Below are 25,152 nucleotides of genomic sequence, written 5' to 3'. Positions count from 1 at the left end.
GTCCCCATGACCTCTCCCTTTTTATGGATTCAGTTTTCTCTTCCCGATCCCTTAGTTCCCAGGGTACAGAGGGTACTTGTCCACAATAGCGGCCACGGCGGCGCGGATGGAATCGGCCTTGGCCTCAAAGTCGGTGGCAACCTGCCAGATCAACTGGCCAATGATGGTCATATCCTCTTCCTTCAGGCCGCGGGTGGTGGCGGCGGGGGTCCCGATGCGCACGCCGCTGGTGACGAAGGGCTTCTCGGGGTCGTTGGGAATGGCATTCTTGTTCAGGGTGATGTTCACCTCGTCCAGGCGGTGCTCCATCTCCTTACCGGTGACGCCGGCCTTGCGCAGATCCACCAGCATCATATGGTTGTCGGTACCGCCGGACACCAGGTCAAAGCCCTCCTTCATCAGAGACTCGGACAGGGCCTTGGCGTTCTTCAGCACCTGCTCCTGATAGGCCTTGAACTCAGGCTTCATGGCCTCGCCCAGGGCCACCGCCTTGGCGGCGATAATGTGCTCCAGAGGACCGCCCTGGCTGCCGGGGAAGATGCCGGAGTCGATCTTCTTGGCCAGCTCCTCCTTGCACAGGATCATACCGCCCCGGGGCCCCCGGAGGGTCTTATGGGTGGTGGTGGTGACCACGTCGGCATAGGGCACCGGGCTGGGATGCAGGCCCGCCGCCACCAGGCCCGCCACATGGGCCATATCGGCGAACAGGTAAGCGCCCACCTCATGGGCAATCTCGGCAAAAGCCTTGTAGTCGATGAACCGGGGATAGGCGGAGGCTCCGGCGATGATCATCTTGGGCTGGTGCTTCTTGGCCATATCCCGTACGTTGTCATAGTCAATAAAGCCCTGGTCGTTGAGGCCGTAGGACACCATTTTGTAATTCTTGCCGGAGAAATTCACTGGGCTGCCGTGGGTCAGGTGGCCGCCGTTGGCCAAATCCATGCCCAGAACGGTGTCGCCCACACTGCACAGGGCCTGATACACCGCGTAGTTTGCATTGGCGCCGCTGTGAGGCTGGACGTTGGCGTGCTCCGCGCCAAAGAGCTTGCACGCCCGCTCCCGGGCCATGTTCTCCACCACGTCCACGCACTGGCAGCCGCCGTAGTAGCGCTTGCTGGGGTAGCCTTCGGCGTACTTATTGGTCAGTACGGAGCCGGCGGTGGCCAGAACCGCCTCGCTGACAAAGTTCTCCGAAGCGATCAGCTCGATGTTGCGGCGCTGGCGCTGGAACTCGTTTTTAATGGCTTCTCCCACCTCGGGATCGCTGGCGATGATAAAATCCAACATATCCTTGACCATGGTCATCATTCCTCCCAAAAATAGAACCCGCCGGTACAGCAGGTGTTCTGATGACTTGATTATAACGGAGTTTGTCCGAAATTACAACCATACCATGGAAAAATATCTATCGATTTTTTGAATTTCTATGGTACAATAAGATAGCTTGTTTCAGGGGGTTCTTTTTCTCCCCCTTTTTATTTGAGGTGAATTTAGATGAAAGAAAACGCCCGTATTCTGGCCATTGTGGCCGCGCTGAAGGAGTTATATCCAGACGCCATCTGCTCTTTGGACTACCGCAAGGACTATGAGCTGCTGTTCTCCACCCGGCTGGCCGCCCAGTGTACCGACGAGCGGGTGAACCAGGTGACTCCCACCCTCTTCTCCCGCTTTCCCACTTTGGAGGCCCTCGCCGGCGCCGACGTATCCGAGGTGGAGGAGATTATTCACTCCACCGGCTTTTTCCGGGCCAAGGCCCGGGACATTGTGGCCGCCTCCCAGATGATGCTGGAGCGCTACGGCGGAAAGGTGCCTGATAAGATGGAGGAGCTGTTAAAACTCCCCGGCGTGGGCCGCAAGACGGCCAACCTGGTGCTGGGGGACATCTTCCATACCCCCGGCGTGGTGGTGGCGGACACCCACTGCATCCGGATCTCCGGCAAGCTGGGGCTCACCGACGGCTCCAAGGACCCGGCGAAGGTGGAGCAGCAGCTCCGGGCCGTCCTCCCCCCGGAGGAGTCCAACGACTTCTGCCACCGGCTGGTGCTCCACGGCCGGGCGGTATGTACCGCCCGCAAGCCGGACTGCGCCGCCTGCACCCTGCGCCCCTGGTGCGATTTTTATAACAAAAGTTGAACCGGATACCCCTCCTCCAGCCTGTCGAAATATTATTTTCGGCAGGCTGGATATTTTTGAAACCTTTCCCCTGTTTTCTGCGTATATAGGGGCAGAAAGGAGGTAGCTGCTGTGATTGACGACACCAAACTAATCTCCCAGCTCAAGGCTGGGCGGCGGAGCGCCCTCAACGCCGCTATCCGGCAGTACACCGGCTATGTAGCCGCCGTTGCCGGCCGGGTCATGGGCTCCACCCTCCCCCGGGAGGATCTGGAGGAAGTGGTGGCCGACGTCTTCCTCTCCCTCTGGACCCACGCCGGCACACTGGAGGAGGATCGCTCTCTCCGGCCCTGGCTGGCCGCCGCTGCCCGGAACAGGGCAGTGGACAAGCTCCGCCGCGCCGGCCCTGCTCTGCCCTTGCTCCAGGACGCCGCCGACCCGAATGTGCTTCCTCAGCAGGCTGTGGAGCGCCGGGAGCGAAGCGCCGCCCTTGCCCAGGCCATAGACGCCCTGCCGGAGCCAGACCGATCCCTGTTTCTGCGCTACTACTATGAGGGCCAACCGCTTCATGAGGCCGCCCGGAGCCTGGGACTCAACCTCTCCACCGCCAAAACCAAGCTGGCCCGGGGCCGGGCCAGGCTGAAAAAGGCCCTTCAGAAAGGAGGCTTTTCCCATGCGTGACCCCACTCACCGTCTCTGGGACGAACTGGGCCTGGAGGAAGAATGGCCCCAGATCCGCCCTAAAGCGGTCCGCCGCCGGGTGGACGCCGCCTTGGACGGATCCCATCCCGCCCCCCTGACCCTGCGGCTAGTGCTGGCCGTCCTCTGCCTTGCCGCTGTTGGCGCCGGGGCGTGGGGACTGCTCCAACTGGATGCCGGGGTGGCCCGTCCGCCGGTGGTCTCCGCCCCACCTCCGGCCTCTCCCAGTCCCACGCCCGCCCCCGTATCCCCGGGGGACGACTCCCACGGCTGGCTTACGGTCAAGGATCCGGAGGAGTTTTATGACAACAACCCCACCCGGGACGCCACAGACGGGATTGACACGCTGCCGGTCTTCCCCCGGCGGGAGTTCCCCCTCTCCCTCGGCCAGTGCGACGCCGCCGCCCAGCAGTACGCTGACCTGCTCCATACCACCGTACGCCAGCGCGTCCCCATTGACACCGGCCTGCTCACCACTGCCGGCTACCTGCTGGACAACGGCATCCGGCTGACCGTCCACGCCGATCGCTGTCGGATCTCTCTGGACTACAGCCAGTGCTCCGACCCCGCCTTCACCCAGGCGCCCCTGTCTGCCCTGATGCCTGATGCCGCCTTCCTGCCCTCTGTCACCACAAACTATACCTTCGCCGGGGAGCCTCATACCGCGAGCTGGTATTTCCCCGCCTATGAGGGGGATTCCCTCTCCGACCGCCTCCTCCGGTTCTCCTTCTCCCGGATCCGCGTGAGCCAGGACCAGGCCATTCTCTCCCTCCCCCTCCCCCGCGAGCCCTCCCAGGAAAGCTACCCCATCCGCACCCGGCAGGAGGCCGTTGAGCTCTTCCGGGCCGGGAACTACTTCGGCGTGCCCACCCGGCGCCCGGAGCAGGCGGTGATTCTCTGGACCCAGCTGGACTACTCCACCGAGGACACCGAGGCGGACTATATCCAGCCCTATTATGAAATTTTCTACACCCAGACCTACTGGGACCAGAGCGCTGTCCTCTGGGACACCGCGGAGGATCCCTCTTCCTTTATGGGCCTGAATATCGCCTATGTCCCCGCTGTCACCGATGAATATCTGCCCCAGCTGCGCCCCGCCGTGCGCATCAACGATGTGGATACCCCCCACGGCATTTATGAAACCCCCTGACCCTTCTTTCGTCTTCCGTTCCGCCCCGGTCTGTGGTATAGTGGTACCATACCTAGGCCTTGTTTGATAAATGGCGAAATCACCACCAGCGAGGAATTTTTTCGCTGAACAAGGCAAAAATGCGCAGGAATACTTTGTGTATTGCAAGCATTTTTAACGCAGTACAGCGGAAAAAGAACCGCTGTTTGGGCGTTTTGACATTTTTCAAACAAGGCCTAATATCTATCGCCTCAAACCGGCAGAATAGAGAGGACGCTATGAACGAAAAGGAAATTTCCGAACTGCGCCGGCGCTTCAAGCCGGACAAGAGCGGCATCACCCACATCCGGGGATGCTGTGTCAACGAAAAGCAGGAGATTGTCTCCCAGTTTGACCAGTCCTTGGGCATGATGAGCCAGGAGGAGGGGGAGATGATCCTGGCCACCCTGCGGCGGACCCTGTCCGGCGGGCTGGGGAAAAACCTCACCGACATTGAATTCTCCACCCAGCAGGTGGCGGACAGCCCGGAGCACCGGCTCCTCTCCGCCCTGCGCGACTCCGCCCTTCAGGACGAGGAAGCGGTGCAGGCCTTTTTCCAGACGGCCGTCCGCACCCTGGATCTGGAGGGGAACTACCTCATCCTCCTGGTCCGGGACGTCTACGACGTCCCCCGCCGCTCCGCCAGCGCCCTGGACGGGGATGACGCCGGGGATCAGGTCTATACCTATCTCCTCTGCTCCGTCTGCCCTGTGAAGCTGACCCGGCCCGCCCTCAGCTTTCGGGCCCACGAGAACCAGTTCGGCCACCTGAAGGTGGATTGGATGGTCTCCCCGCCGGAGCTGGGCTTCCTCTTCCCCGCTTTCAACAGCCGCGCCGCCGATCTCTACGGCGCCCTCTTCTACTCCCGGGACACCGCCCAGAGCCACCGGGAATTTGTGGACGCGGTCTTTCATGTTCCCGCCCCCATGCCTCCGGCGGAGCAGAAGGAGACCTTTCAGTCCATTCTGGCGGACAGTCTGGGGGAGGAGTGCAGCCTCCAGGTGGTCCAGTCCGTCCAGGATCAGCTGTGCGGGCTGATTCAGGTCCACAAGGAGCTGAAGGAAGAGGCTCCCCTGGTCATCTCCAAGGACACCGTCCGGCAGGTGCTGGACGCCTGCGGCGTCTCCGGCGACCGCGCCGATGGCTTTGAGGCCCGGTACGACGCGGAATTCGGCCAGGACGCCAGCCTGAGCCCCAAAAATCTGGTAGACACCAAGCAGACGGAGCTGCGCACCCCCGATGTGGTCATCCATGTCAACTCTGAGCGGGGGGAGCTGGTAACCACCCGGATCATCGACGGCGCCAAGTACATCCTTATCCGCGCTGACGAGGCCGTCCAGGTCAACGGCGTGGACATCCACATCACCCCCGGCTCCGATTCCTGAGTCCCTGCAAAAAAGCGCCCCCGGACGGAGCGCAGGCCGGCAAAACGGCCGCGCATCTCCCGCCCGGGGGCGCTTATCATCTAGGCCTTGTTTGAAAAATGGCAATATGCTCAGCGGCGAGATATTTTTTCGTCAGACAAAGCATCCCTTTTACCTTTTGTGTTGCTAATGATTGATTTTCAAAAGCCTTCGTCGAAGTGCCAAAATAAACGATTCTCTATACAACAGATATAAATTTGACCGTCTGTTATTGTATTTGCTTGACTACTCTTTCAATTAGCCGATTAACGATTTCCGGCTTATCGGTGTTTGAATTGTGTCCGGCGCCCTTAATCCATTCCAGTGGAATACCTGTATTTTTGTGCCATGCCTTATTATACCGAATACATGAACCGGCGTGATCCTGTTCCCCACAGATCAGCAATGCAGGACATTTGATTTCATACGGCAAATTCGCCTCCATGGCATTTGCAAGAATTTTGAACCCATGACCCGCTATCTGGGAATATCTCTTTTTGTCTCCATCATATACCATCATGATTTCATACATTAGCTTTCTTCCGTATTCTGACACCGCAACTCCGTTTGTCCCAGACTTTAACAGGGATTTCCAGGGATAATAAAAGTAAACAGGTTCCATTCGCTTTAATAACCAAAGTTCCATTCCGGTTACATACTTTCTCTGCAATGGAGCCGAATCAATAGAAACAAATCCTTTTAGATTCTCAGGATATAATTCGGCGTAGGTCTGCCCGACATAACCGCCCATGGATTGCCCTACAATAACAGGTCTTGTTATGTTTTCCTGTTTAAAAATTCCATTTAACCACTTTACCTTATCAAAAAGATCAAAGTCAAACTGAAATGGCCACGAAGCTGCGTGAGCAGGCGCGTCCCAAACAAAAACGTTGTATTTACCTTGGAAATATTCTATTTGTTTTTCAAATAATCGATGGTCTGCTGTCAACCCTGGCAAAAACACCAATGTTGCAATATCAGTATCAATCATATGAATCCAATAATGAATCGTACCTAATAGTGTTATATATGTTTTTTCAAGCATTTTCCTACCTCCCTCCGCTGAAAATCTTAATGAAACTATATCATGGCTCATTTAGAACTTCAATCGGCAATCCGTAAAATTGCCGGAGTTATGAGCCGGCAACACAAAAGGTAAGAGGGACGACAAAGCCGATTTGACGCAGGAATACTGGATGTATTTCAAGGAAAATCGGCAAAGTATGGCGGAAAAAGAGCCGCCGTTTGGGCGTTTCGACATTTTTCAAACAAGGCCTAACCCCAGACTTTGTCCGGCGAAAAAATCTCTCGCCGCCGGGTATTGTGCCATTTCTCAAACAAGGCCCGGCTAGCCGGCGGAGAAGGGCTTTCTGCTCCTGCCCTCCTCTGTGGGGTCCAAAATCACCACCTCCAGCCGCTGCTTCATGGCATAGGTCAGGGTATACATGGTTCCCCCCAGCATCATCCCGTCGTACACGGCGATGAGCCGTGAGGACCGGTCCACCATATAGCGGTTGCGGCGGAGCATACAGCCCCGGTCATAGCTGCGCTGGACCATGGTCTCAAAGTCGCACTGGCCCACCAGCTTGAAATACCGCTCCCGGTCCTCCTCCGGCCAGCGGGCGGCCTGCTCCTCACAGGGGATAGCCGCCTCCACCGTGACCCCGCCCAACCGGGCGCGGAGCGCCAGCGCCGCCTCGCAGAAGTAAAAGTCCGCGCCCCGGGCCATGCCGCAGACAAAATGCCGGTAGCCCGCCTCATAGGCATCCTCCAGGGCGCGGACGATCCGGGCCTTCAGGGACAGGCAGCGGGGGTCCTCCTCATCCCGCCGCCAGGGCAGCTTCTCCGGCCGGTGTCCGGTAAAACAGCAGGTCTTGGTTGGCTCCATAGGCGGCCCGCTCCTCTCCGTCGAATTCTCTGTACGCTCTTATTGTAGTATATCCAAAACCGGATGTCAACGCTTTGTCGAACATACGTTTTTTCAGTCCTTCTCAAAGCCAGGGCGTCTGTGTGCTCTGTCCTTGTCCTATCAAGAGGCGCCAACAATAAGAAATTCAGGGATTTATGAGACGGACGTGTCCCCAGGGCAGAAAATCGTTGAACCGCCGCCGCCTTTTTGTTATACTATAGTTTGATCTGCCCTTTTTAGAAGCAGTGTATCAGACGTTGGCCGTCCCATGGGCAGGCGTGGGTTTCAGGGCTGTGCCGGGGTGATACAGAGACAGAGAGGAGAACGGAAAATGGAATCTGTTTTGGACAGCTGTGCGCCTCGTGGAAGTATTTTGCAAGGCACCTTTAACCCAGAGGTCTTTACTGCGGCCCTGGGCCCTGTGATCCAGCATTATCGGGGCGTCCCCGGCAATATTGACTCTATTTATACCGACGCGGAGGAATTCTTCCGCGTCGCTACCTACCCTACCCAGGGCCTGCAGCAGACGGTATCCAGCGTGTTCCGGCGGCTGGCCGGCGACGCCGCCGCCCCCTCCATCTACCGTCTGGAGACCGCCTTCGGCGGCGGCAAAACCCACTGTCTCATCGCCTGCGTCCACATCGCCAGCCGGGGCACGGAGCTGGCCGGCGTGACGCAGGACATTCTTCCAGCACAGTACCTGCCTGCCCCCGGAAGTATCGTTGTAGCCGGCATCGCCGGGGATGAGATTCCCGTCAGCCGCACCCAGGGAGACCGGCTGATCCCCTATACCTTGTGGGGAGAGCTGGCCTATCAGATCGGCGGAGAGGCCCTCTATCGCCAGGTAAAGGCCCAGGCGGAGTCCTTTGCCGCCCCCGGAAAGCACTTTTTGGACACCGTTCTGGGGGGCAGAAAGGTCCTTATCATGCTGGACGAGCTGGCCCAATACGCCGCCCGGCTGGAGGTGGCCGTCCCCGATCAGGGGGCGGACCAGCTGGCCGCCTTTCTTATGTCCCTCAACGGCTACGCCAAGCAGCACACCGGTGTCGTTCTCATTGTCACTCTGGCCGGAGCGGCGGACGCCTTCTCCCGCCATACAGAGCATCTCACCCAGCTGCTCAACCAGATCGGCGCTGGGGACATCCACCAGGACGACGCCGCCGCCCTGGCGGAGCAGGCCGTCCGGGGCGTGACCAGCGTGGTGATGCGCGACGCCACCGCCGTCACCCCCGTCCAGGCCAGCGAGATCGCCTCCGTACTGGCCAAGCGCCTGTTTGACTCCGTTGATCCCAAGGCGGCTCAGTCCGCTGCGGAGGAATACGCCGCCCTGTACCGGCGCAACTCCGCCGCCCTGCCGGAGGAGGCCGCCAACCCCCGTTTCCACAGCCGTATGGCCGCCAATTACCCCTTCCACCCCACTTTAATCGACTTTCTCAACAATAAGCTGGCCCAGGCGGAATATTTCCAGGGCACCCGGGGGGTGCTGCGGGTGCTGGCCATGACGGTGCGCAGCATCTGGAACCGGCGCGTACCTGTCCCCCTCATCCACGTCAGCGACATCGATCTGCACAACAACGCCATCGTCAACGAGCTGCTGGGCCGCACCGCCAGCGCCGACCTGCGCCAGGTGTTAAACGCCGATGTGGGCAGCGCCGACTCCCACAGCCTGCGCAGCGGCCTGAGCAACGCCCAGCGCGCCGACCAGCGCAACCCCCATCCCGACGGCCTGCCCCTGTACGAAAAGACCTGGAAGGTGGTCTTTTTGAACAGTCTTGTGGGCCGGGCGGAGGGGCGCTCCTCCAAGATATTCGGCGTCTCTCAGCAGGACGCCGTCTTCCAGACCGCCACCCCCGCGCTCACTCCCTCCCAGGTGCGCACCGCTCTGGACGAGATCGCCGAGAGCGCTTTCTACCTGCGCTATGAGGACGGAACCTACTACGCCCATCTGGATCCCACCATCAACAGCGTCCTGGCCATGATCCGCCAGACCATTGACGAGCGCCGGGTGAAGCAGAAGCTGTGTACCGTAGCCCAGGGGCTGCTGCGCAATGTCTCCGCCTTCCGGGTGGAGGCCGGCGTGCGCTATCCCGAGGACATCCCTGACCACCAGGAGCGGCCCACCCTCGCCGTCATCGCCCCCGACGCCCAGGAGATCGACCCCATGGAACTCATCCTCCAGCGGGGGGGCGGCCGCCCCCGGGAGCACCAGAATCTGGTCATTCTCCTGGCGCCCAAAACAGTCAAGGTCAGGGATCCCCGCCCCAACCAGCAGCTGGAATTGGGGGCGGACAGCGCCCGCACCACGGAGATCCGGGAGCGGGTTGAGACCATCGCCCGCCAGGTGTTGGCCATTGACACCCTGAAAGAGAATCCCCAAGCCTACGGGATTGCCCCCGCCAAGCTGAACGACCCCGACTTTGTCAGCCGGGACGCGGACCGGCACATGGGCCTGACCACCAGCGTATATGAGCTGTACACCGACCTCTACTACCCTGCCGCCGGGGGCCTGAGCCACAAGGAGCTCCGGGCTGTGGCCGACGGCGATGTGGCTCTGTTCAATCAGGTATTGCAGATTATGGGAGACAGCGGCGACCTTGTGCCCTCCGGCGGACGGCTGGGCGCCGCGATGCTGGGCCAGCTGCGGGACAACTACTTTTTTAAGGCCGGTGACAAGATCCCCGCCGCCCAGCTCCTGTCCTCCTTCTTCTGCTACCGCAGCTGGCCCATGCTCCCCGGCAAAGATACTTTGGAAGCACTCCTCCGGGAGGGGGTGGACAGCGGCGTCTGGGTGGCCTATCAGATGTCCGGCGACCCCGCCGACACCTTGCCCAGCGTGTTTTACAGCCAGCAAAACCCGCTTCCCCTCGGCAGCAGCCTCCTGTCCGGCGGGTACTCCCTTATGACCGCCGCCGGCGCCCGGCGGCGGGGGTGGGGGGAGAGCGGACAGATTCCAAATGAGCGGATCAAAACCGTCCTATCCGATGTCATGCACACCTCCGGCACGGCCGCGGTGGGCAGCCTGATTGACACCGTCCAGTTCCAGCTGGCTGGCGTCCCGGAGCAGCAGATCAAGGACAATATCCGGGAGCTCATCCAGACCCCCGGCTACGCCCTGTACCAGGGCACCCCCGATCAGACGGAGCGGCCTGACGCTATCCTCAACGGATTTGCCGCCTTCTCCTACGATCCCCAGCCCGGCGATGTGCTCATTACCCTGTCGGAGCAGAGCCAGCGGGGCTGGCTGGATCCCCAGAGCCGGACGTTCCGGCTCAGCGGGGGCGACGGTGCCCGCAGGCTGGTCCCCCTGCTGCGCCGGCTGGCCAGTTTATATATCCGGGGCGGCGCCACCAGCACCATCGACAGCCTGGATATCTCGGATCTCCGCCTTCCCGGCGGAGGAACCCTGCGCATTGCCCTGAGCAACGCCGCCCCCGGGGATATCAAGCTCCTTGACGACCTGTTTCAGGCCGTCAGCGATGCCGCCGCCGCCACTCCGGATACCGACGCCGACCTCATCATTACCAACCCGGACGACGGCTGCGGGTTGATCAGAGAATTAAACAGATAAGGAGGCTGTCCAATGGACGAGCTGAACAGCCGGCAGCGCTATGTGGTGGAGGCCATGGGCCCCATGCTGAAAAAGGCCAGCTGGATTCTGCGTGTCTCCGACCGGAAGGAATTTACCGGGCCGGTGCTGGAGATCTGCGAGCGCCGCCCCACCCCCCGCAACACCACAAAACTGTATGAATACGGGCGGATCTACAACGGCGCCCTGCGCGCCTGCCGGCGGGCCATCTGCCTTATGATGAGCCACGCCGCCGATGACGCCGGACGGCCCCTGAATCTCCAAGAGCTGCTGGACGGCCGCATTGTCTACCGGGGGCAAATCCCACTGGACGAGATCACCGGCGCGAAGCTGGCCCTGCTCTTCAAGCTCCACCCCCAGGTGCGCAGCGCGGAGCGCATTGAGCTTATGGCCTGGCGGATTGAGCGCTTCAGCCGTGAGGAAACCATGTACTGGCTCAGCAAGGTCAGCATGGAAAGCCTATACGGCCGGCGGGGCATTGAGTGGGCGAAATCCGGCCTGCGGCTGATGCTGGCCGGGCAGCAGAAGGACGCAGCGGAAGTGCGCCGGCTGCTGGAACGGCTGAGGAAATGAGGTGCGCCATGGGATACAAGACAACACTGATTGAGGGATCCTTCCCCTGCCAGCAGGTGGGGGCGGAGACCAAGCGGGAGCGGGGGGCCAGTTCTGCCCTGCCGCCCCTCTATTTTCTCCACGTCTGGTGGGCCCGCCGGCCTCTCACTCCCAGCCGGGCGGCGGTGCTGGGCAGCATTCTCCCCGGGGACACCGACCCAGAGCTCTTTTTGCAGGATTTGGGTCTGGTGAAAAAGCAGGCCGTCCTGGGCGGCGTCCGCTGGACCCTCACCGGAAAAAATCTGGCCCTCATCCAGCGGGAGGGCGGCACAGAAGCACTTCCCCCCTCCCCCGCCCTGCAAAAGGCGCTGCAAAACGAAGCCGCCCGGCGGGAGAAGGTCCGTGTCTGTCTCCGCCGCCTGGCCGACGGGGACCCGGAGCTGGAACAGGATCCTGTCCTCCGGCGGTGGTATGAGGAAAATTCTCCCCTCCCTGCCGCCGCGCTGGAGCCGCAGGCCCCTATCCCCGTGGTATCCGTCGCCGCCGACCCCGCCCACATCAATGAGCGCATCGCCTTTGCCCAGAGCGGGAAGGTCACTCAGCTGCTGGGCCGGGCCATTCAGATCGACCCGGAGGATCTTTACGCCTACGGCCGCGCCTATGAGAGCCCCGTCCCCGCCGCCTTCCCCCACATCACCGTGCTGGACCCCACCGCCGGCGGAGGCTCCATCCCCTTTGAGGCCGCCCGCCTGGGCTGCAAGGTCATCTCCAACGACCTCAACCCGGTGGCCAGCGTCATTGAAATGGCCACCATCCAGTACCCCGCTCGGTACGGCAGGGACCTCTATCCCCTTCTGGAGCGCTACGGGACACTTCTGGCGGACGCTGTAGCCGAGATTATGGCCCCCTACTACCACTTCGAGCCCCCCTCCGGGCCGGATCGGGACCGCCTGCTGGTCCAGTGCGGCGGCTCACAGACCCTTTTTGACCAGTTTGACCGGCCGGAGTACGACCAGCGGGGCCTGCTCTACTGCCGCACCGTCACCTGCCCCAGCTGCGGGGAGCGGGCCCCCCTGCTCAACTCCTTCGCCCTGCAAAAGCGGGCGGACGGCTGGATGGTACAGCCGGAGATTACCGGTCTCCCCGGCCGCAGGCAGGTCCGCTTTGTCCCCGTCCGCCTGCGCGGCGGAAAAGGCCCCCAGGGGGAGGACCCGGAACGGGGCACCGTCAAGGGCGGTGTGGGCACCTGCCTGCACTGCGGGCAGGCCATCTCCGGCGATGAGATCAAGCGCCAGGCCTGCGGGCAGTCCCAGTACGGCGCGTGGAGCGATCTGCTCTACTGCGTCGCCGCCGTGCGGGAGCAGCCCAAGCGGGACAAAAACGGCGCTGTGATGACCTATACCTCCGGCCCCCGCAAGGGGGAGGTGCGCACGGAGAAGGTCACCTTCTTCCGCGCCCCCACCGCCGCCGACTACGAGGCGGTAAACCGGGCCCAGGCCGCTCTAGACGCCAACTGGGACCGGTGGCTGGACATGGACCTCATCCCCACAGAGACCATCCCCGCCGGACACAAGACGGCGGAGCCCCTCCACGCCGGCGCCCGCCGCTGGCATGACTTCTTTACCCCCCGGCAGCTTCTGGGCCACCTCACCGCCATGGAGACCCTGCGCCGCATGACCCCCGCCATTCTGGAGGCCCATGGTCAAGAGAAGGGCGCCGCCATCCTCACCTACCTCCAGTACATGGTTGACAAGTGCATCGACTACAACAGCCGGCAGACCCGCTGGCACTACTCCCGGGGCGCCATGGTGGGCTCTTTTGGCCGGCACGACTTCTCTCTCAAGTGGACCTTTGGCGAGCTGATCTATACCGGCCCCAACAGCGCCCTGGCCTGGGGCCGGGATCAGGTGCTGGACGCCTATGAGGGCATCTGCCGCCTGCTGGGACCCAACGCGTCCAAAGCCGTCACCGTGCTCAACGGCTCCGCCGCTAATCTGAGCCTGCCGGATCAAAGCGTGGATGTGATCTGCATGGATCCCCCTTATTACAATAACGTCCAGTATGCGGAGCTGTCTGACTACTTCTACGTTTGGCAAAAGCGCACTTTCCGCGCCCTGTACCCCCAGCTCTTCGGCCGGCGGCTCACCAACAAAGCCGACGAGGCCGTGGCCAATCCCGCCCGGGATGGGGGCGCACAGGAGGCCAGCCAGGCCTATGAGCAGCGCATGAGCGAGATCTTTGCCGAGTGCCGCCGGGTGTTGCGGGACGACGGCATTCTCACCGTCATGTTCACCCACAAAACCCAGGCCGCGTGGGAGACCCTCACCCAGGCGCTGATAGAAAACGGCTGGGTAATTTCCTCCTCCTTCCCGGTGGACTCCGAGTCCGGCGGATCCCTCCACCAGAAGGACATGGCGGCAGCCGCCAGCTCCATTTTCCTGGCCTGCCGCAAGCGGGAGCCAAGAGACGGCGCCCCCGCCCTGTGGAACGGCTTCGGCGGCGCGGGCGTACTGCCCCAGCTGCGCCAGGCGGTGCGCCGGAGCCTGCACGACTTCGAGCCCCTGCGTCTCAACCCTGTGGACGAGATGGTGGCCAGCTACGGCAGCGCCCTGAAGGTCCTGTCCGAGCACTGGCCCGTTCTGGACGGGGATACTCCCGTCTCCCCCACCCGGGCCATGCTGGAGGCCAGCACTGTGGTCTATCAGCACCAGATCACCCGCCTCACCCAGGGGCGGCTCACTGTCAACGATCTGGCCCCCGAGGCCGGCGCCGCCCTCACCCTGCTCGGCATCTACGGCACGCGCTGGTTCCCTTATGACGACGCCCTGAGCCTGTCCAAATCCCTCAATATCCGCCTGGAGCACAAGCCCGGCGGCTACCGGGACGAGGGGCGTATTATCGGCATCAACGACGAGCGCACCGGCCGCCGCCGGCTGGACGACGATGTCGAGGGCTATTACGCGCCCCTGATTAAACGGGGCAGCCGCCTGCGTCTGGCCCTGCCGGAGGAGCGCAATCCCCGCCGTCTGGAGCACCCACAGAGCGGTTGGGATATTATGCAGGGGGTAATCATGGCGTTCCGGGACGGCGACATGCCGGTAGCGCGGGCCTATTTGCAGCGCCACGCCGGAGGCCAGGAGGAAACGCTGTCCGACCTGCTCACCGTCTGGGAAAAGTGCTGCGGCAACAAGGAGCTGTCCGCCGAGGCCCAGCAGATCTGCTTTGGCCTGAGAGAGCGAAAGCGAGGACAGGATGGAGGCTGACTTCACCCGCTGCCCCTGGCAGCTGCGCTACAGCTCCTCTGATCTCAACGCTCAGGGGGAACCCACCGATGTGCTTCGGGATTTTTATCTCCCCGCCCTGTCCCGGGCAATTACTTATGACCGGGTGGCGGGCTACTTCCGCTCCTCTTCCCTGGCGGCCGCCTCCCAGGGGTATACCGCGTTTTTCAGCCACGGCGGGACCATGCGCCTCATTGTGGGCGCGGATCTCCACCCCCGGGACGTGGCCGCCGTGCTCCGCGGGGACCGTCAGCGCCTGGCCCAGCGGCTTATGGAGGCGCTGGACCGTCCCCACGCCTGGCCGGACGCCGTACAGAACGGCGTCTCCCTCCTGTGTCAGATGGTAGCTGCCGGCCGGCTGGAGATCCGGGTGGCCTTCCGGCGCAGCGCCGCAACCGGCCGCCCTCTCACGCTGGACGACCCAGAGGGGGGCTATGTCCACGAGAAGTGGTTTCTCATGGGGGACGCCCAAGGCAACCGCCTCTACGGCAGCGGCTCCCTCAACGAGTCCCGAACCGCCCTGACCCTGAACGCGGAAAACATCGACCTCCACTGGGACTGGGAGGGAGGCCGGGACTGGCAGCGGGTGGAGCTGGCCCACCGGCACTTCTGCCGGCTGTGGGACAACGAGCTCCCTCATATGGCGATCCTTCCCCTTCCCCAGGCCGTGCGCAGCCGGCTGGTCAGCCTGAAAACCCTGCGCCGCCGCCCGGTGGAGGTGGACGGCACCTCCTTCCGCCGGGAAATCCGGCCCACCGTAAAGGAACTGCTGGCTTTCGCCCTCCTCCAGGACGCGCCCAAGCTCCCCGGCGGCGGGCTGCTGGGGATGTACTCCGCCCCCGTCGCCCCCTGGCCCCACCAGGAGGCGGTCATCCGCCGCCTGGTGGAGCGCTGGCCCTGCTCCTATCTGCTGTGCGACGAGGTGGGGCTGGGCAAGACTGTAGAGGCAGCCCTGGCCCTGCGCTGTCTGGTTCTGTCCGGCCGGGTGAAACGCGTGCTCATCGCCGCCCCTGCCGGCCTCACCGGCCAGTGGCACCGGGAGCTGGCCCAGAAGGCCATGCTCCCCTTTGCCAAAAGCACCCCCAAATCCGGCGGGGCGATCCAGCACCAGTTTCTCCTTCCCCAGCCGCGGGAGACCTCCGATCAGAACCTGCTGGGCCCGGCGCTGAATCTGGTCTCCTCCGCTCTGCTCTGCCGGGAAGAACGAATCCAGGCCCTCCAGGCCGCCGAAGACTACGACGTGGTTCTGGCAGACGAGGCCCACTACGCCCGCCGGCACAATCCCCAGGACGGCGCCTCTGCCGCTCCAGACTACGGACGGCTGTACACCGTTTTCCGGGACGCACTCCGGCCCAAGGCCAAAAGTATGTGGCTGGCCACCGCCACCCCTATGCAGATCGACCCCATTGAGGTCTATGATCTCCTCTGCCTCACCCGGCGCACTGGGCCCTACCAGGCCGATCCCACCCTGACCGCGGCCTATTTCTCGTTGATGGACCGGCTGGTCCGCCGGGAGAAGCTCACCCCGGACCAGTGGGCCCTGCTGGGCAAAAGCTTTCACCAGCTGGAGGCCCTGGATCCCTTTTTGTGGGAGGAGCTCAACCGGACCTTTGTCACCGGGAAAAACCGCGCCGCCCTGGAGATGCTCCCCCACCGGCCCCCCAAACAGGGGGACATCCCCTATCTGACCCAGCCCCTTTTTGCCGCCTCCCCTCTCTCCCGGGTGATGATGCGCCACACCCGCTCCCTTCTGGAGCTCTACCGTCAAAAGGGGGAGCTGAAGGGCAGGCTGGCCCGCCGCTGTGTGCGCCCCCTCCGCACCGTCTCCTTCACCCCGGCGGAGGCCGGTTTTTACGCCCGGCTCAATGATTATTGCCAGCAGTTGGAACGCCGCGCCGCCCAGGACGGCGCCCAGGTCAGACAGCGGATCGCCTTTCTCCTCAATTTTCTCCAGCTGCGCTTCGCCTCCAGCCTGTATGCCGTCCAGATGACCTTGGCCCGGCGGCTGCGCCGGGTGGACGCCGCCCTCCACGCCGCCAGGCCGCAGGAGGAGGATTGGGCGCCAAACACCCTATTGCATCTGTTGAGAGAGGACGACTATGCCGAGAGCGATCTGGACGCCCAAACGGTAGAGCTGCTGCTCAGGGACCGGAGCAGGCCCGGCCTGGAGTGGGAGCGCCGCCGGCTTACCCAAATGCTCACCCAGCTGCAAGCCATGCAGGAGACCCCCTCCAAAATTCAGACCCTGCTGGAGGAGCTGGATCGCCGCCGGTCTGGCGGACGTCTGCGCCAGACGGTGCTTTTTACCCGGTTTCTGGACACGGCAATCTCCATCCGCCGCCACCTGCTCCTCCGGGATCCCAATCTCCGGGCGGGCATCTACGCCGGCAGCCAGGCCCAGTGGTACGATCCCGCCCTGAAAAAGGACCAGCCCGTCTCCCACCTGGCCCTCAAGCGCCTGTTTCTCCAGGGAGAGGTGGATCTGCTCCTGTGTACTGACGCCGCCGCCGAGGGACTCAATTTGCAGACTGCCGATCTGCTCATCAACTTCGATCTGGGCTGGAATCCCGTGAAGGTGGAACAGCGCATCGGCCGCATTGACCGCATCGGGCAGAAGCACGACTGTATCGAAGTTCTCAACCTGTGCTATCTGGGCAGTGTGGAGGAGGCGGTCTACGGCCGTCTTTTCGCCCGGCTTCAGTCCGCCAATCTGGTGGTAGGCCAGCAGCAGATCTCCATACTGCCAGTGGAGGCCGGGGAGTTCCGCGCGCTCCAGAACGGCACCTTGGACGAGGAGACTCTGGCCCGGCGCTCCCTTCAGCGCCTCCAGCGCCAGCGGGACGCTGCGGCTGCCATGGAGCTCTCTCCGGAGAGCCAGTACAATCTGTACCAGACAGACCGGGTCCAAGCCGCGCAGGACCGCCCCAGCGCCTGTCTGGAGGACCTCTGGGCGGCGCTCACCCAGTCCCCTTATCTCCAGAGTCTGGGGGCTTTCTGTTCTGGTCCGGTGTGGCGGCTGCCGGAGACGCCGGAATGTCCCGCCCTGGAGGGCACCATCCAGCGGGATGCCATCACCGAGCGCGTCTCCTTTTTGACCTGGGGTAACCCTGGCGTGGACCGGCTCCTGGCGCTTATAGCGGAAAAACTGCCCCCAAACGGCCCGGTCCGCCGGATCTGCATCCACAGCGGCGGAGTAGAAACCGTGGGCTATTTGGTTTCCGTCCGGGGCGGTACGCGGCTGATCACCGCGCTCTCTCAGCTGGACGGCCTCTGCTTGGAAACGGGCGGCGTGATTTCTGACGAGGAGGCTGCGGCGGCGGAGGAACAGCTGGCCGTCCTCGCCGCCCCGTACGCCGGCCACGTCCGTCTGGCGGAGCAGGCGGAGGGGGAAAATCTGGTGTACGCCCGGCTGGAGGACCGCCTCCTTCACACCATAGCCTGCTCTCTCCTCCAACAGGAGTGGGAGCGGGGTGTCCTCCGCTTTTCGGACGCCCTCCGCCATCTGGAAGAGACCGCCGGCGAAATCCGCCATCTCCCCCTGCCGGCCGCCTTCAGCGGCGTCCAGGCAAAACTCCTCTTTCCCGTCAGCGAGCAGAGCGGGAGCATCTCTGTCCCCGTCCACGGCCTGCCCCTGCGCTGCGCCCTGGACTGCGCCCGGCGCGCGGCCTCCTCCCTCTCTCAGCGCAGGGGCGCCCCCCTCACAACTGAGGCCGTCCTCCGCCGCCTCAGCCGGGACGTTCCCCCCGCGCCTTAGAACCGCCTCTGACTGCGTTAAAAAATTTTACATCCCCCCTGCCAGCGGACAGGAGGGATGTTTTTTGCACTCAATCTTTACTCTATGATACGGCCTTTGGTAATGGAGTCCAGCAGCATCCGCACACCATGGCGCAGAAATTCCTCCCTCTCAATGTTCAGGGTGTCCTGGAGATATTTCTCCCGGCCCTCCGCCATTTTTACCATGCCGAACAGACCGGCCCAGAAGAGCAGCACCGTCTCCTTCGGAGGCAGCTCAATACGCACCGCTCCCTCAGCCGCGCCCCGCTTGAGGAAATCCGCCAGCAGATCGTTGGTGGCCTCTCCCACCTGCCGGATCTCCTTCAGGCTCTGGTCTGCCTGTCCCCCTTCCGCCTCCATGACGGTCTGCCGGGCTACCGTGTCATAGGCGGCGGGGTTTTCTCCGTAAAAGTGGATAATGGCCTCACACACGCCGTTGTATGCCTGAAACCAATTGGGATTGCTGCGGATAGCCTCCTCCAGCTTCTTTTGCAGCAGTACCATGCTGCTTAGCAAAATGGCGTTGACAATCTCCTCCTTGCTTTGAAAGTAGACATACAGTGTGGCCTTGCTGTACTCCGACTCCCGGGCGATATCGTCCATGGTCGTCTTCTCCGTCCCCTTCTCCGCAAACAGCCGCTCAGCGGCCGCCAGTATGGACCCGCGGTGAAATTCTGTCAGTGCCTGTTTTTTACTCAACATTATCACACCTCTGCTTTTTATTTTTTGTCTATACAGTTCAACTAATAATACTACATTTCATTTTCCTTGACAAGAAGTTTGGTTTATTTTTTCACAATTTTTCCCGCTCTCCCATTCCCTCCGGCAGACGGTCCGGCAGCCTGGAATTTTCTCACGGACGCTCCCTCTTTGGGGGCAAATCCTTTGGGCATATTGACCATTTCCAAACGGGTCCTGGTGTGCTATGATTACTCAAAATCGTGAGAGCAGTTTGGAATACCGCATCTCGCAATCAGGGGGATTGTCCTATGGAAAAGCAAACAGCCTCTACAGGCGGCAACTCTTATTTCCAGCAGCAGAACATTGAGTTCTCGTTTCACCGCATCGTCATTCAGGGATTGGGCGGTATGGCCCATGGCCTGTTCGCCTCTCTGCTCATCGGCACTATCATCAAAACCCTGGGCACCTTTCTCCCCGGCCCTGCAGGCGCCTTTCTGCTGGAGACAGCCACATACACCGCCGCAGTACAGGGCACAGCGATGGCCATGGCCATCGGCTTTTCTATGGGGTGCCCCCCCTATGTCCTCTACTCCCTGGCCACAGTAGGTTATGCCGCCGCTGCCCTGGGGGGCGGCGGCGGACCCCTGGCGGTCTACATCATCTGCCTGCCGGCTATCTTCTGCGGCAAGCTGGTCTCCAAGCGCACTCCGGTGGACCTGTTGGTTACCCCCACAGTGACCATCCTCACCGGCGTCCTGCTGGCCACTTTCCTGGCCCCCTCTATCGGCCGGCTGGCCTCCCTTCTGGGTACCGTTATTATGTGGGCCACCAACCAGCAGCCCTTCCTCATGGGCGTTTTGGTATCCGTTATTATGGGGATTATCCTCACCCTGCCCATCAGCTCCGCTGCCATCTGCGCCGCTCTCGGCCTGGTGGGGCTGGCCGGCGGCGCGGCGGTAGCCGGCTGCTGTGCCCATATGGTGGGCTTCGCCGTGTGCTCTTACCGGGAGAATAAGACCGGCGGCCTGGCTTCCATCGGCTTGGGCACCTCCATGCTGCTGGTGCCCAACCTGCTGAAAAAGCCCATTTTGTGGCTCCCCCCTGTTCTCGCCTCCGCAGTCACCGGCCCCCTTGCCACCTGCGTCTTCCGCATGACCATGAACAGCGCCCCTATCTCCGCCGGCATGGGTACCTGCGGTCTGGTGGGCCCCATCGGCGTGGTCACCGGCTGGCTCACCCCCGGGGAGGCCGCCCTGGCCCAGGGGATGTCCGCCGTTACGCCCGGCGCTGTGGAGTGGCTGGGCCTTATCCTCATCTGTCTGGTGCTCCCCGCCGTCATCTCCTTCCTGACCTCTGAGTTCATGCGCAGACGGGGATGGATTGCGCCGGGCGACTATAAATTGGTATAGATTCCGCCGGTCTGGTTAGAAAAATCGGCCGGGAGACGGCAGTTTCCGTCTCCCGGCCGGGATTTTTTATCTCTGGCGGTTGTAGACAATACGCAGGCCATCCAGAACCAAGTGGCTGTCCACCACGTCGATGAGGGTACTGCTCTCGGCCACCATCCGGGCCAGACCGCCGGTAGCCACCACCTTGGCGTCCGGCTCCCCCATCTCCTCTTTTGCCTGGCGGATGAGGTGCTCCATGGCCCCCATATAGCCGATAACCGCGCCGGCCTGGATCTGGCCTACCGCGGTGGTGCCCAGCACCTTTTCCGGCTTGGCCAGCTCCACATGGGGCAGCATGGCGGTCCGCTGGAAGAGGGCGTCAATGGAAACGCGCACCCCGGCGGTGATGCACCCGCCGATATACCGCCCCTGCCGATCCACCGCATCCAGGGTGGTGGCGGTGCCGAAGTCCAGCACAATGAGAGGCGCCCTAAACCGGGCCAGCGCCCCCACACAGGCCACGGCACGGTCCGGACCCAGGCGCTCGTCGCTCTCCACCCCATAGGGCAGGCCGGGATCCAGCGTGTCGTCCACTACCAGGGGCCGGCGGCCTAGGTATTTCACCATGGCGCTGTTCACCGAGTACATTACCTGCGGCACTACTGAGGCGATAACCACGTTCTCCACCGCGCTAGCATCCAGGCCGAAGCGCTCAAAATACCCCCACACCAACAGGCCGATCTCATCCGAGGTCTGATTGGCCTCTGTCCGCAGCCGGAAGCTGCCTGCCAATCTCTCCCCTTCAAAGATGCCGAATACCATGTTTGTATTTCCTATATCAACCGTCAGCAGCATAATTTACTCCTCCTTCATCAGACAGCACCCGATCTCCTCCCCCTCCAAGGAGAGTACGCCGTAGGTAGCCCCGCTCCAGCCACCCCGGATGGTGCCCGGATTCAGAATCCAAAGACCCGCCTCGTACTCGCACACAGGCTCATGGGTATGGCCAAAGAGGAGGATGTCCGCCCCAGCCTCTCTGGCGGCCCACACTGCCGCTCCAATCCCCATCTTCACCCGGCGGGAGTGGCCGTGCATCATCAGAATTTTCTGCCCCGCCACCTCCAGTACCCGCTCCTCCGGCAGATCAGTGCGCCGACCGTCGCAGTTGCCATATACCCACTCCATGGGCAGCTCGGGGAACTTCCGGCGCAGCGCCTGCAAATCCCCGTTTATATCCCCCAGATGGAGCACCATGTCCGGCCGGTTCTGCTCCACCGCCCGTGCCATATGGCGCACGTCCCCATGGGAGTCGGAAAAGACCAATAGCTTCATATCTCTCCACCCTCTCTGCCCCGGGCAGTATAATCCCGCCGCCGGGGCACCTTCTCCGCATTCCTGCATATACTGAAAATGAAGCGGCCTACAGGCCGTATATTCCAGGATCTTGTCTCATATCCTGCTTTTATGGAGGGAATTGCCATGCCGAAACTTCCGCCCAACAATCTGGATCAGCTGATGAACGATCCCAAGGCCGCCGGCCTGCTGAAAAACCGGGCCGCTCTGGAAGCCCTGCTCCGCTCTCCGGACACCCAGAAGCTGATGTCCATGCTGGAACAGGCCGGCGGGGACGGCCTGCAAAAAGCCGCCGCCTCCGCCGCCAACGGAGACCCCTCCGCCCTCAAGGGCATGATGGACCAGGTCATGCGCAGCGAGGAGGGGGCCGCGGTAGTAAACCGCCTCCAGAAGCAGGCTCCTAAGTAAACACCTGTATTCACAGCCGCAAAACCCTGTCCACAGGTCCCAAACGCTAAATTCACGCACCGGATATCCACCGGAAAGGAGGGCGGCATGGCTGAATTAGAAGAAAAACTCAACGCGATTTTCAGTGACCCGGAGGCCATGGGGCAGATTGTCTCCATCGCCCAGGCCCTCACCGGAGAGGCGCCCGTCCCACAACAGGCCCCGCCTCCGGCGGACGGCGGCTACGAGCCTGTGCAGCCCCCGGAGGAGGCGCCCTCCAGCCCCGGCGGCACCGACTGGAACAGCCTGCTGGGCCTGCTGGGCACCCTCTCCGGCGGCGGAGATAATCCTTTGTCCGTGCTGGGAGAGCTGGACCCGGCCCTGGTGCAGAAGGCCCTGCGGCTCTTGTCAGAGTACAACGCCGCCGACAGCCAGAAGACCGCCCTGCTCAACGCGCTAAAACCCTTTGTCAAGGAAGAGCGGTACGCCAATGTGGACAAAGCGGTGAAAATTGCAAAGCTCTCCCGGGTTATTCGGGTGGCCTTTGCGCTTTTCAAAAAGGAGGGCGGCGACGGCCATGTATAACCGCTACATCACCGACGCGGGGGCCCGTACCCGCGTCCTGGAGGAGGACGCTCCCCCATTCCGGCCTCCGGACCCAGGCCCCCGCTTCCGCCCGGCTCCGCCGCCAGGCCCAGCGCCCTCTCCCCCGCCGGCGGATGTATCTGCCCTTGAAAAGGGGCTGTCCGGCCTGCTCCGCCGGCTCAAGCTGGACCGGGGGGATATTCTCCTGCTGCTCATCCTTCTCTTTCTCTTCCTTGAGGGGGACGATATGGAGCTGGTCATCACGTTGGGGCTGCTGCTACTGCTGGGGCTGGACTGACACCGCGTGGAGCTGGGTCCCGTCCGGCAGGGCGAAGACCGTTCCCGCGGCCACCGGCCGCTCGATCCCGGCGGCGCTCATGGTGAGCAGCAGCTCCTCCCCCCGGGCCCGCTCCGCCGCCACCAGAAGGCCGTTATCCACGCTGACCCAATACCGGGACACGCTGCCCAGCTCAGAGTCGATGATCTCCGCGAATACGCAGGCCATGTCGTCCTTCTCCTCATAGCCTGCCCTGGTGATATGATCCTTTTCCACGTCCAAAATGTCCTCATAGGTGGGGATATGGGGCCCCTCCAGATCGTGGGAGCGCTGGTCCCCCGGGGCGCTGGCCCAGGTACGGCTGTTCCCGTACCAGTAGTGGACCATCCCCTCTCCCACGATGGTGTGGCGGATCATTCCGCCGGGGAGAGCGGCCTCCGTCCTGCTCCACCCGCCGTCCACCCACTGTTTGGCGGTAAGGCTTCCCCCCGCCGCCCCGTAGGTGACGGTGATCTCCTGATAGTAGCTGGCTGGGCGCTCCAGTGTCTCAACAACCCCCTGCACGGTGTCCGGCGTTACCTCTACCCGGATGACGCCGTCTGTCCGACCCGGTTCCTCGCCCTCCGGGCCCGCCGGGCGGGTTATCTCCGGCAGGGTGATTTCCGGCGTATTTCCCGCGAAATACTCCATACCAAAGCTGGAAAAGGCCGCTGCCACAATAACCAGCGCGATGAGAAGCACCAGAATATTTCGGTTTCTTCGTTCCATATGCCCGCTCCTTCCAGGAAAAGGGCGGGGATCCCGCCAGCGTCCGTTTAAAAACAGGCGCCAGGGCTGAGGGCGTCCCGCCTGTATTACTCCTCCGGCGGACCAAAGGGCTTTGGCGGAGCCGCCCGCAGGCCGAAATGCCACTCAATGGCGTCGGCAATGCGGCGGCACGCCTGTCCGTCCCCGTAGGGGTTGGCCGCATGGGCCATGGCCGCATAGGCCGCCGGGTCTTCCAGCAGCTGGGCTCCCAGGCGGTAGATCTCCCCCTCCTCCACGCCGGCCAGCTTGACGGTGCCGGCCTCCACAGCCTCGGGCCGCTCAGTCTCTCTGCGCAGGACAAGCACCGGCCGGCCCAGGGCGGGGGCCTCCTCCTGAATGCCCCCCGAGTCCGTCATAATAAGATAAGCTCGGGCCATCAGGTTGTGCATCTCCTCCACATCCAGCGGGCCGATCAGGTGGATGCGGGGGTGGCCGGACAGATACCGCTCCGCCGCCTCCCGCACCACGGGGGAGAGGTGGACCGGGTAGACCAGCTCCGTGTCGGCAAAGTCCTCTGTCAGGCGGCGCAGGGCGGTCATAATCTGGGCCATGGGCGCTCCGTAGTTCTCCCGCCGGTGGCAGGTGACCAGAATCACCTTTTTCTTCTGGTAGTCCAGCTCGTTGAGCAGGCCGGTGGCAAAGCGGAAGTCCGGCCGCACCGTGGTCTTCAGGGCGTCGATCACCGTGTTGCCGGTGACGAAGACCCCCTGGCGGATGTCCTCTCGGGCCAGGTTGGCCCAGTTGGAGACGGTGGGGGCAAAATGCAGATCGGCGATATCCCCCACCATGCGCCGGTTCATCTCCTCCGGCCAGGGGGAGTACTTGTCCCAGGTACGCAGTCCCGCCTCCACATGGCCCACCTTAATCTGGTGGTAAAAAGCCGCCAGCGCCCCGGCGAAGGTGGTAGAAGTGTCTCCGTGGACCAGCACCAGGTCGGGCTTGGTCTCCTCAAAGACCCGCTCCATACCCAGCAGGCATTTGGTCGTGATGGAGGACAGCGTCTGCCGGGGCTCCATAATATCCAGGTCAAAATCCGGCTTGATTTGGAAGATGTTCAGTACCGCGTCCAGCATCTGCCGGTGCTGGGCGGTGACGCAGCAGATGGCCTCCAGCGCCGGGCGGCTTTGAAGCTCTTTTACCAGCGGGGCCATCTTCACCGCCTCCGGCCGGGTGCCGAATAGGGTCATCAC

20 protein-coding genes are annotated in these 25,152 nt (G+C 62.6%); 12 read left to right on the top strand and 8 right to left on the bottom strand.

Features of this window, described 5'->3' with window-relative positions:
* Positions 1-51 precede the first annotated feature (51 nt).
* On the bottom strand, positions 52-1,299 hold the full coding sequence (gene glyA / locus D1159_RS02060; RefSeq protein ID WP_161844025.1) for a serine hydroxymethyltransferase: 1,248 nt from the start codon (positions 1,297-1,299) through the stop codon (positions 52-54).
* Between the two features lie 195 nt (positions 1,300-1,494).
* Between glyA and nth the strand changes: the two genes are divergently transcribed.
* The 4 genes from nth to D1159_RS02040 all read left to right on the top strand — a co-directional run bounded on the left by nth (position 1,495) and on the right by D1159_RS02040 (position 5,364).
* Positions 1,495-2,133 (top strand): endonuclease III, encoded by a 639-nt coding sequence (gene nth / locus D1159_RS02055; protein ID WP_161844024.1) that lies wholly within the window; start codon positions 1,495-1,497, stop codon positions 2,131-2,133.
* Between the two features lie 111 nt (positions 2,134-2,244).
* Positions 2,245-2,793 carry an RNA polymerase sigma factor gene (locus tag D1159_RS02050; protein WP_347563622.1) on the top strand — a complete coding sequence of 183 codons (549 nt, stop codon included), beginning with the start codon at positions 2,245-2,247 and terminating at the stop codon, positions 2,791-2,793.
* Complete coding sequence (locus tag D1159_RS02045; protein ID WP_161844023.1) at positions 2,786-3,961, top strand: hypothetical protein; 1,176 nt, start codon at positions 2,786-2,788, stop codon at positions 3,959-3,961. Before D1159_RS02050 ends, D1159_RS02045 begins: the two co-directional genes overlap by 8 nt.
* Positions 3,962-4,218: 257 nt before the next feature.
* The gene (locus D1159_RS02040) at positions 4,219-5,364 is read left to right on the top strand and encodes a DUF4317 domain-containing protein (RefSeq protein WP_161844022.1); all 1,146 of its coding nucleotides are present in this window, start codon (positions 4,219-4,221) and stop codon (positions 5,362-5,364) included.
* Positions 5,365-5,611: 247 nt separating this feature from the next.
* On the opposite strand, the gene D1159_RS02035 is transcribed toward D1159_RS02040, so the two are convergent.
* A complete protein-coding gene (locus D1159_RS02035) occupies positions 5,612-6,427 on the bottom strand; it encodes an alpha/beta hydrolase (RefSeq protein ID WP_161844021.1) in 816 nt (271 codons plus the stop codon).
* Positions 6,428-6,730: 303 nt separating this feature from the next.
* Positions 6,731-7,270 (bottom strand): SLOG family protein, encoded by a 540-nt coding sequence (locus tag D1159_RS02030; RefSeq protein ID WP_161844020.1) that lies wholly within the window; start codon positions 7,268-7,270, stop codon positions 6,731-6,733.
* 352 nt (positions 7,271-7,622) lie between these two features.
* Here D1159_RS02030 and D1159_RS02025 point away from each other — a divergent pair, with 352 nt between their 5' ends.
* The 4 genes from D1159_RS02025 to D1159_RS02010 are packed head-to-tail and all read left to right on the top strand — an operon-like array spanning position 7,623 to position 18,464.
* On the top strand, positions 7,623-10,859 hold the full coding sequence (locus tag D1159_RS02025; RefSeq protein ID WP_161844019.1) for a DUF499 domain-containing protein: 3,237 nt from the start codon (positions 7,623-7,625) through the stop codon (positions 10,857-10,859).
* A gap of 12 nt (positions 10,860-10,871) precedes the next feature.
* Positions 10,872-11,450 (top strand): hypothetical protein, encoded by a 579-nt coding sequence (locus D1159_RS02020; protein ID WP_161844018.1) that lies wholly within the window; start codon positions 10,872-10,874, stop codon positions 11,448-11,450.
* An 8-nt stretch (positions 11,451-11,458) separates the two neighbouring features.
* Positions 11,459-14,692, top strand: coding sequence for a DUF1156 domain-containing protein (locus tag D1159_RS02015; protein ID WP_161844017.1), 3,234 nt, complete (start codon positions 11,459-11,461; stop codon positions 14,690-14,692).
* Positions 14,682-18,464, top strand: coding sequence for a helicase-related protein (locus D1159_RS02010; protein WP_161844016.1), 3,783 nt, complete (start codon positions 14,682-14,684; stop codon positions 18,462-18,464). Before D1159_RS02015 ends, D1159_RS02010 begins: the two co-directional genes overlap by 11 nt.
* Positions 18,465-18,541: 77 nt before the next feature.
* Here the strand turns inward: D1159_RS02010 and D1159_RS02005 are convergent, their stop codons facing one another.
* Positions 18,542-19,186 carry a TetR/AcrR family transcriptional regulator gene (locus tag D1159_RS02005; protein WP_243152051.1) on the bottom strand — a complete coding sequence of 215 codons (645 nt, stop codon included), beginning with the start codon at positions 19,184-19,186 and terminating at the stop codon, positions 18,542-18,544.
* Positions 19,187-19,473: 287 nt separating this feature from the next.
* Between D1159_RS02005 and D1159_RS02000 the strand changes: the two genes are divergently transcribed.
* A complete protein-coding gene (locus D1159_RS02000; RefSeq protein WP_161844015.1) occupies positions 19,474-20,574 on the top strand; it encodes a PTS sugar transporter subunit IIC in 1,101 nt (366 codons plus the stop codon).
* 66 nt (positions 20,575-20,640) lie between these two features.
* Here D1159_RS02000 and D1159_RS01995 read toward each other — a convergent pair whose 3' ends face one another.
* Both D1159_RS01995 and D1159_RS01990 read right to left on the bottom strand, forming a co-directional pair.
* Entirely contained in the window at positions 20,641-21,408 is a 768-nt protein-coding gene (locus D1159_RS01995) for a type III pantothenate kinase (protein ID WP_161844014.1), read from the bottom strand.
* 3 nt (positions 21,409-21,411) lie between these two features.
* Complete coding sequence (locus tag D1159_RS01990) at positions 21,412-21,885, bottom strand: metallophosphoesterase (RefSeq protein ID WP_161844013.1); 474 nt, start codon at positions 21,883-21,885, stop codon at positions 21,412-21,414.
* 147 nt (positions 21,886-22,032) lie between these two features.
* On the opposite strand from D1159_RS01990, the gene D1159_RS01985 reads away from it, so the two are divergent.
* The 3 genes from D1159_RS01985 to D1159_RS01975 all read left to right on the top strand — a co-directional run bounded on the left by D1159_RS01985 (position 22,033) and on the right by D1159_RS01975 (position 23,176).
* Positions 22,033-22,314, top strand: coding sequence for a hypothetical protein (locus tag D1159_RS01985; RefSeq protein WP_161844012.1), 282 nt, complete (start codon positions 22,033-22,035; stop codon positions 22,312-22,314).
* 87 nt (positions 22,315-22,401) lie between these two features.
* Positions 22,402-22,878, top strand: a complete 477-nt coding sequence (locus D1159_RS01980) for a hypothetical protein (protein WP_161844011.1) — start codon at positions 22,402-22,404, stop codon at positions 22,876-22,878.
* A complete protein-coding gene (locus tag D1159_RS01975) occupies positions 22,871-23,176 on the top strand; it encodes a hypothetical protein (protein ID WP_161844010.1) in 306 nt (101 codons plus the stop codon). The genes D1159_RS01980 and D1159_RS01975 overlap by 8 nt, the downstream gene beginning before the upstream one ends.
* Here D1159_RS01975 and D1159_RS01970 read toward each other — a convergent pair.
* Together D1159_RS01970 and wecB are read right to left on the bottom strand one after the other, a co-directional pair.
* Complete coding sequence (locus D1159_RS01970) at positions 23,156-23,923, bottom strand: hypothetical protein (RefSeq protein WP_161844009.1); 768 nt, start codon at positions 23,921-23,923, stop codon at positions 23,156-23,158. The two genes, D1159_RS01975 and D1159_RS01970, sit on opposite strands and share 21 nt — an antisense overlap.
* 86 nt (positions 23,924-24,009) lie before the next feature.
* Complete coding sequence (gene wecB, locus D1159_RS01965; protein WP_161844095.1) at positions 24,010-25,149, bottom strand: UDP-N-acetylglucosamine 2-epimerase (non-hydrolyzing); 1,140 nt, start codon at positions 25,147-25,149, stop codon at positions 24,010-24,012.
* Positions 25,150-25,152 lie beyond the last annotated feature (3 nt).

Source organism: Pseudoflavonifractor sp. 524-17, from assembly GCF_009935845.1.
In the GTDB taxonomy this organism is placed as follows: Bacteria; Bacillota; Clostridia; order Oscillospirales; family Oscillospiraceae; genus Pseudoflavonifractor_A.
The sequence above is the reverse complement of the archived record's forward strand: the minus strand, read 5'-3'. Positions and strand labels throughout refer to the sequence as shown.

What these genes read in the sequence shown, in the direction of transcription:
- glyA (WP_161844025.1), bottom strand. Translation starts at nt 1,299, where the DNA reads ATGGTCAAGGATATGTTGGATTTTATCATCGCCAGCGATCCCGAGGTG.
- nth (WP_161844024.1), top strand. Translation starts at nt 1,495, where the DNA reads ATGAAAGAAAACGCCCGTATTCTGGCCATTGTGGCCGCGCTGAAGGAG.
- D1159_RS02045 (WP_161844023.1), top strand. Translation starts at nt 2,786, where the DNA reads ATGCGTGACCCCACTCACCGTCTCTGGGACGAACTGGGCCTGGAGGAA.
- D1159_RS02040 (WP_161844022.1), top strand. Translation starts at nt 4,219, where the DNA reads ATGAACGAAAAGGAAATTTCCGAACTGCGCCGGCGCTTCAAGCCGGAC.
- D1159_RS02035 (WP_161844021.1), bottom strand. Translation starts at nt 6,427, where the DNA reads ATGCTTGAAAAAACATATATAACACTATTAGGTACGATTCATTATTGG.
- D1159_RS02030 (WP_161844020.1), bottom strand. Translation starts at nt 7,270, where the DNA reads ATGGAGCCAACCAAGACCTGCTGTTTTACCGGACACCGGCCGGAGAAG.
- D1159_RS02025 (WP_161844019.1), top strand. Translation starts at nt 7,623, where the DNA reads ATGGAATCTGTTTTGGACAGCTGTGCGCCTCGTGGAAGTATTTTGCAA.
- D1159_RS02020 (WP_161844018.1), top strand. Translation starts at nt 10,872, where the DNA reads ATGGACGAGCTGAACAGCCGGCAGCGCTATGTGGTGGAGGCCATGGGC.
- D1159_RS02015 (WP_161844017.1), top strand. Translation starts at nt 11,459, where the DNA reads ATGGGATACAAGACAACACTGATTGAGGGATCCTTCCCCTGCCAGCAG.
- D1159_RS02010 (WP_161844016.1), top strand. Translation starts at nt 14,682, where the DNA reads ATGGAGGCTGACTTCACCCGCTGCCCCTGGCAGCTGCGCTACAGCTCC.
- D1159_RS02005 (WP_243152051.1), bottom strand. Translation starts at nt 19,186, where the DNA reads ATGTTGAGTAAAAAACAGGCACTGACAGAATTTCACCGCGGGTCCATA.
- D1159_RS02000 (WP_161844015.1), top strand. Translation starts at nt 19,474, where the DNA reads ATGGAAAAGCAAACAGCCTCTACAGGCGGCAACTCTTATTTCCAGCAG.
- D1159_RS01995 (WP_161844014.1), bottom strand. Translation starts at nt 21,408, where the DNA reads ATGCTGCTGACGGTTGATATAGGAAATACAAACATGGTATTCGGCATC.
- D1159_RS01990 (WP_161844013.1), bottom strand. Translation starts at nt 21,885, where the DNA reads ATGAAGCTATTGGTCTTTTCCGACTCCCATGGGGACGTGCGCCATATG.
- D1159_RS01985 (WP_161844012.1), top strand. Translation starts at nt 22,033, where the DNA reads ATGCCGAAACTTCCGCCCAACAATCTGGATCAGCTGATGAACGATCCC.
- D1159_RS01980 (WP_161844011.1), top strand. Translation starts at nt 22,402, where the DNA reads ATGGCTGAATTAGAAGAAAAACTCAACGCGATTTTCAGTGACCCGGAG.
- D1159_RS01975 (WP_161844010.1), top strand. Translation starts at nt 22,871, where the DNA reads ATGTATAACCGCTACATCACCGACGCGGGGGCCCGTACCCGCGTCCTG.
- D1159_RS01970 (WP_161844009.1), bottom strand. Translation starts at nt 23,923, where the DNA reads ATGGAACGAAGAAACCGAAATATTCTGGTGCTTCTCATCGCGCTGGTT.
- wecB (WP_161844095.1), bottom strand. Translation starts at nt 25,149, where the DNA reads ATGACCCTATTCGGCACCCGGCCGGAGGCGGTGAAGATGGCCCCGCTG.